The following is a 6584-nucleotide window of genomic DNA, read 5'->3' as shown; positions in this document are numbered from 1 at the left end:
TGAATTCGTGGAGATGTTCGTGGGCGTGGGCGCGGCCCGGGTGCGAGACCTCTTCGCCCAGGCGCAGCTCAAGGCCCCGTGCATCATCTTCATCGACGAGCTGGACGCGATCGGCAAGAGCCGGAACTCCGGCATCGCCGGCGGCCACGACGAGCGCGAGCAGACGCTCAACCAGCTGCTGGCGGAGATGGACGGCTTCGACGGCCGCACGGGCCTCATCATCCTGGCGGCCACCAACCGCCCGGAGATCCTCGACAGCGCGCTCATGCGCCCGGGCCGCTTCGATCGGCAGGTGCTGGTGGATCGGCCGGACAAGCGGGGCCGAGAGCGCGTGCTGGAGATCCACTCGCGCAACGTGAAGCTGGGGCCGGATGTGGACCTCAAGGCCATCGCCGCGCGCACGCCGGGCTTCGTCGGCGCGGATCTGGCCAACGTGGTGAACGAGGCGGCGCTGCTGGCCGCCCGGCGCAACCGGGACGCCGTGATGCGGGCGGACTTCGAGGAGGCCATCGAGCGCGTGGTGGCGGGCCTGGAGAAGAAGAACCGTCGCATGAACGAGCGCGAGAAGGAGATCGTCGCGCACCACGAGGCCGGTCATGCCGTGGTGGGCTGGATGCTGCCCCACACGGAGCGGGTGACGAAGGTCTCCATCATCCCCCGTGGCCTGGCGGCGCTGGGCTACACCATGTCGCTGCCGCTCGAGGATCGCTACCTCATGTCGCTGGAGGAGCTGCGCGACAAGATGGCCGGGATGATGGGCGGCCGTGCCGCGGAGGAGATCTTCATCGGAGAGATCTCCACGGGCGCCTCCAACGATCTCAAGCAGGCCTCGGAGATCGCCCGGATGATGGTGAAGGACTACGGCATGAGCTCGCTGGGGCCGGTGTCGCTCGGCGCGGAGCATACGTCGCCCTTCCTGCGCTCCGCGGGCGTCCCCGAGGCGCGCACCTACTCGGAGCAGACGGCGCGCATGGTGGACGAGGAGGTCCGCAAGCTCGTCACGGAGGCGCTCGAGCGCGCCCGCCAGGTGCTCCACGCCCACCGCGACAAGGTGCAGGCCCTGGCCGCGCGCCTGCTCGCCACCGAGGTCATCGAGGAGGAGGCCATGATCCCCATCCTCGGGCCCAAGGTCGTCCCCGAGCGCGGCCTGATTCACCCCGAGGCCCGTCAGGTGGTCTCTGCGCACCCCGCGGCGGAGCAGGAAGGGAATCCTCCTACCCAGCATTCCGAGTCTCTCCGGGATGCTTGATCGCCTGGGCTGCGGGCGTCCGTGCACCGTTGGCTCGCCTGCAGCGTCCAAAAGGAGAATTACGTTGTGGCGAAAGGAGGCGGCGCTCGTGGAGAACAGGATCGGCAAGAGCTACGTGGCCCGGAAGGAGCTCTTCGCGAAGGGGTTGCGCGAGGGCCGGCTGACGGTGCAGGAGATCGAGAGCGCACTGCCTCCGGGGACGCTGACCGCGGCCGAGCGCTGGCTGCTGTACTACTCGCTGCGAGCCGCGCAGGTGGAGATCATCGACGAGGTGACGGGCCAGGTGGACCACGGCTTCCTGCTCGAAGACCAGGAGCCGGCTCCCCAGGAGCACTAGTCCGATCGACCGTTCGGCTTACATCGCGCGTTGACAGACCCGGGCAGGCGGTTACGTTCGGGCTGTTCAGGGATGTAGGAGATGAGCGACACCCACAACGGCGCGCAATCCCGCGTCAACGATCGACGCAGGTTCGACATGGACGACAATCCCCGTACCCAGGCAAGCACGCAGGAGCAGAACGGCGCTGAGCCGGTGGCCGCGCAGCAGGCGCAGTCGTCCGACGGCCCTGCGTCCGAGCAGACAGAGGCTCGGCAGGAAGTCCTCCCCGCTGCGGAGGCAGAGCTCCAGCGGCTGGAGGCCGAGCTGGAGGCAGCCCGCCGCCGCGTGGATGAGCTGGCGCGGGCGTACCAGGCGGTCAACAAGGACCGCGAGGAGTTCAAGCAGCGGCTCACCCGCGAGCGCGAGCGGATGATGGACGTGGAGCGCGGCAACGTGGCGGTGACGCTGCTGGAGGCCATCGACGAGCTGGATCGCTCCCTCGCCATGAGCGGGCCCGAGGCCAGCTCCGCGCTGGGCCAGGGCGTGAAGATGATCCGCGACGGGCTGCTCTCCAAGGTACAGGGCATGGGGATCGAGCGCATCCAGGTGGTGGGGCAGCCGTTTGATCCCAACACCGCCGAGGCCGCCGACATGGAGCTCACCCCCCAGCCGGAGGAGGATCAGCGGGTGGTGGCCGAGGTGCGGGCAGGCTACCGGCTGAAGGATCGGGTCATCCGTCCAGCCAGAGTGAAAGTGGCAAAGTACGTGGCTCCAGCGCAGGCTTGACCGGCCCCCCAGCGGGAAATAGGCGGGGGGGGTGGTTGTTGCCTCCGTCTCCATGGCCCGATTGATGGTCGCTCTCTCTCTACCTCGCTCTTTGCTTCTGTTCCTCCTGGGGCTTGCCACGGCCGCGAGCGCCGAGCCGGGCGTGGATGCCTGGCTCCAGGCCCGGGCCCGCGAGCACGCCGTGTGGCTCGCCGCTTCGGCGGAGCGGAACCCCAGCGCCGCGGGGCACCTGGGGCTGTGGCGTGAGCGCGTGGCCGACGACCCGGGCATTCCGAGCTTCGTCCCGCCCACCTCGCTGGCGCCGCTGATCCGCGCGGTGGAGGCGGGCGTCGTCAACATCACCACGGTGAACGTGCGAGATCAGCTGGGCGTGGCGAGGCGCTCCTCGGGCTCGGGCTTCGTGCTCACCCCGGACGGGCTGGTGGTGACGAACAACCACGTGGTGGCCAAGGCGCAGCAGATCGTCGTGCGCCTGGCGGACGGCCGCGAGTTCTCCGCCGAGGTGGTGGGGCGCGATGCGTCCACGGACGTGGCGCTGCTGCGCGTGCGCGACGTGAGCCCCGAGGAGCTCCCGGCCGTCTATCTGGGGGACTCGGACCGGCTCGAGGTGGGGGACTGGGTGGTCGCCATTGGCAACCCGTTCGGGCTGGATCACTCGGTGGCCCACGGGATGATCTCCGCCAAGGAGCGCGTGCTGGGCGTGGGCGCCTTCGACGACTTCATCCAGACGGACGCGCTGATCAACCCGGGCAACTCCGGCGGTCCGCTCTTCAACATGCGCGGCGAGGTGGTGGGGGTGAACACCGCCATCATGAGCCAGGGGCAGGGCATCGGCTTCGCGGTGCCCATCAACATGGTGAAGGATCTGCTGCCCAACCTGCGCGAGAACGGTCGGCTGGAGCGCGGGTGGCTCGGGGTGAACATCGATGACGCGCGGCCCACGGACGAGAAGAGCTTCCTGGTGGTGAAGGGCGTCTATCGCCGCAGCCCGGCCGCCAAGGCGGGCATCCGCCCGGGCGATCGCGTGGTGGCCGTCAACGGCAAGCCCATCGGCTCGTACCTGCAGATGCTGCGCAAGGTGGCGCTGCTGGCGCCCGGCACCGAGACGAAGCTGACGCTGCTGAGCGGCGCCGAGACGCGAGAGGTGACGGTGACGCTGTCGGAGCGCCCGGCCCCGGAGACGCTGGAGGCGCTGGACAGCCCTGGCAACATGGATGAGCTGGGCATGGTGCTGAAGGAGCTCTCGCCGGAGGTGGCCTCGCAGCTGGGACACGAGCCCTATGCAGGGGTGCTGGTGACGGGCGTCGTCCCGCGCAGCCCGGCCGCTCGGTCGGGCTTGAGTGCAGGGGATCTCATCATCGAGGTGAATCGCCGCCGCGTGAAAGACATGGCGGCCATCCGCGCGACGTTGGAGAAGGGTGAGGCGGGCTCCAATGTCCTGCTGCGCGTGCAGCGCGGGGATGTTCAGCAGTACGTGGCGCTCTCACCCTGAGCCGAAGAAGGCGAGTAATGTCGGCCCTCATCACCTCTGATTGAGGGCCATCAGAACCATGCGCAGACCCATCATCGGGGGAGCGGTCCTTGGAGGTGTAGGACTCGCGCTCTTCTTCCTGCTGCGCACGCCAGGGCCGGAACCGGTCCCGGGCACTGAGGAGGCCTCCGCTGCCGTGGGACATACCCAGGCGGCGGCGGGGCGGGCGGGCGCAGTGCCGCAGCCGGAGAGCCCCGAGGACATGGGCGTGCGAGGCTCCGCGGATGCGGGCAGCACACCCTCCCTGGCCCAGGTTCCCTCCGAAGAGGACGGGGTGCTGGAAGTCGAGGTGCTCGCGGAGGAGCAGCCGGTGCCCGGTGCCAGCGTGCGGCTGTATTGGCGCGGCACCCGAGATCCGAACCTCAACGAGGTGTCCTGGCGACTGGCGAGCGCCCGCGGCACGGACGGCCAAGGGCTGGCCCGGCTGGCCTCGAGGCCTGGGAGCTATCTGGTCGCGGTGAGGGCGCAGGGCTATGGGCTGGTGCTGCGAGACGTGGTGCGTCCGTATGGCGAGTCGCGCACGTTCCTGCGCATCTCGCTGGAGTCCGGCCAGATTCTCACGGGCCGCACGGTGGAGGAGGGCACGCGAGAGCCGCTGCCGCTGGTGGAGCTCGTCCTCACCGCATACGGCCGCGAGCCGGAGGTCTGGCAGAGCGCCGAGGCGCCCGCGGAGGAGCGGGTGTACGCCGCGAGCGACGAGCGGGGGAACTTCCGCGTGGAGGGGCTGGCTCCAGGCAACTACCTGCTGGAGGCACGGGCGGTGGGGCATGTCCGGGCCGTGCTGCGGCGGGTGATGGTGCCGGCGGCCAGTCCTCTCACGGTGGCGCTCCATGCGGCCGGTGTCATCGAGGGCTTCGTCGTGGACGCACACGGAGCCCCAGCCGCGGGGGCCGAGGTCCACGTGGGCGGGCGCGTCCCCGAGGTGGTCACCACGGGTCAGGGCGGAGGCTTCTCCGTCGAGGTGGATCCAGGAACCCACATCGTGTCGGCGCGGCGGGGCGACGAGGCGGGCTCGCTGCGCAGCCCCGTCATCGTTAGTGCGGGGAAGACCGTGAGAGAGCTCCGCATCCAGCTGGGGAAGAGCGCGGTGCTGGAGGGGCGCGTGATGGCTCGTGCCACGGGCGCGCCGATCGAAGGTGCCAAGGTGGACGTGAGCCCCTACGGCAACAGCGGGGACTCGGGCCGCGCCGTGACGGATGGCACGGGCCGCTTTTCCGTGGGAGGCCTGGCGCCCGGCAGCTATGACCTGGTGGTGAACGCGACGGGCTTTGCTTCCCTCAGCCGGCGCGCACTGACGGTGTCCGCGGGCGAGAGCTTTCCCCTCGAGCTCCAGCTCATGGGCACCGGGGCGGTGGAGGGTCAGGTCCGGGACGCAGCCGGTCAGCCCGTGGCTGGTGCGCAGGTGGTCAGCAGCAACCGCTGGGGAGGCGTGTTGGACGGCACACCTGTCGAGGCTCGCACCGACGTCGAGGGGCTCTACCGTCTCGAGGGCCTGCCTGCGGGCCCCGTGAGCCTCACGGCCCGCGGAGAGGGGGCGACGATTGGAGTGAGGCAGGTGGTGGACGTCGTCGAGGGCGACACGGCCCAGCTGGACTTCATCCTGGGGGAGCTGGGCACGGTGGAAGGCAGGGTCCGCCCCGCCAGCGGCTCTCTGCCCACTGAGTCGTTGATCGCGCTGGCCTTCCCGAAGGCCGGCAGTGGCACGAGCACCACAGAGTTCCGCCCGAGGGATGTGGATGCCACGGGGGCCTTTCGGATGACGCTGCCGCCGGGAACCTACGATCTGCGCGTGGCGCTCGCGGAGCGCTGGCCCTTTGGCGAGAGTGAGTCGACGGAGGTGGAGATCGAGGCGGGGAAGACCGTCCAGGTGGAGCTGACCTGGCAGAGCAAGACGAGCGAGAGGGACAGCCTCCGGGGCACCGTCGTCGAGCCGGACGGCCATCCCTGCCCGGAGGCGTTCGTCACCTTGCTCCCTGATGAGGGCGTGCGAGGGCCGCGCATGAACACGCCCACGGACGAGGAGGGGCGGTTCGCGTTCTCGCTGACCGAGGAGGATGCCACCACACCGAACCGTCTGAAGCTCATCGCCCGCAGTGGGGGGCGCATTGGCGAGCTCCGGGGCGTGAAACCGGGGGAGCAACACGTCGTCGTGAGGCTCCGGCCCGCGGTGTCGGTGCGAGGCCGCGTCATCCGCACCGGCGGGGGCGCTCCCGTGAAGGGCTTCACCCTCTCCGTCGAGTCTCAGGATCTCCGCAGCTTCCTGATGGACCACAGCACGCGGGAGTTCCCGGGCGATCGCTTCGAGCTGCACGAAGTCCCCGCGGAGCCCGTGAGGCTGACGGTCCGCACACCGGAGGGCCTGGGAGGAACAGCCCTCGTGACTCCCGCCTCTGGAGCGGTGGCCGAGGTGGAGATCCCCCTCCAGGGCACGGCAAGTGTCCGGGGCCGGGTGCTGGATGTGGCGACCCAGGAGCCGGTGTCCGGGGCCCTCTTCTTCATCGCTGAGGATCGGCCCCTGAACCCAGAGCACTCCACGGGAGCCGATGGACGCTTCACCCTGGAGGGTGTGCCCCTGGGGGAGCACATCCTGATCGTCCTGGGCCGCAATGACTTCAAGCGGGTGAGGGTGACGCTGGTGGAGGGCCAGACGGTGGACGTGGGGGACATCCTGGTCGGCCAGCCCTGAGGGGCCTGAGGCC

Annotated in this window: 5 protein-coding genes; all 5 read left to right on the top strand. The window is 69.9% G+C overall.

The window, feature by feature from the left end:
* On the top strand, window positions 1-1249 hold a 1249-nt coding region (locus VD972_RS20360; protein WP_324989474.1), incomplete at its 5' end, for an ATP-dependent metallopeptidase FtsH/Yme1/Tma family protein.
* An 88-nt stretch (window positions 1250-1337) separates the two neighbouring features.
* Window positions 1338-1586 (top strand): RNA polymerase sigma factor region1.1 domain-containing protein, encoded by a 249-nt coding sequence (locus VD972_RS20355; protein WP_324989472.1) that lies wholly within the window; start codon window positions 1338-1340, stop codon window positions 1584-1586.
* A gap of 138 nt (window positions 1587-1724) precedes the next feature.
* Complete coding sequence (locus VD972_RS20350) at window positions 1725-2354, top strand: nucleotide exchange factor GrpE (RefSeq protein ID WP_324989478.1); 630 nt, start codon at window positions 1725-1727, stop codon at window positions 2352-2354.
* Window positions 2355-2406: 52 nt separating this feature from the next.
* Window positions 2407-3846 (top strand): trypsin-like peptidase domain-containing protein, encoded by a 1440-nt coding sequence (locus VD972_RS20345; protein WP_414654091.1) that lies wholly within the window; start codon window positions 2407-2409, stop codon window positions 3844-3846.
* 58 nt (window positions 3847-3904) lie between these two features.
* Window positions 3905-6571, top strand: coding sequence for a carboxypeptidase regulatory-like domain-containing protein (locus tag VD972_RS20340; RefSeq protein ID WP_324989470.1), 2667 nt, complete (start codon window positions 3905-3907; stop codon window positions 6569-6571).
* Window positions 6572-6584 lie beyond the last annotated feature (13 nt).

It is taken from the genome of Hyalangium sp., from assembly GCF_035629615.1.
GTDB lineage: Bacteria > Myxococcota > Myxococcia > Myxococcales > Myxococcaceae > Hyalangium.
This window is presented reverse-complemented; position numbering and strand designations above follow the sequence as displayed.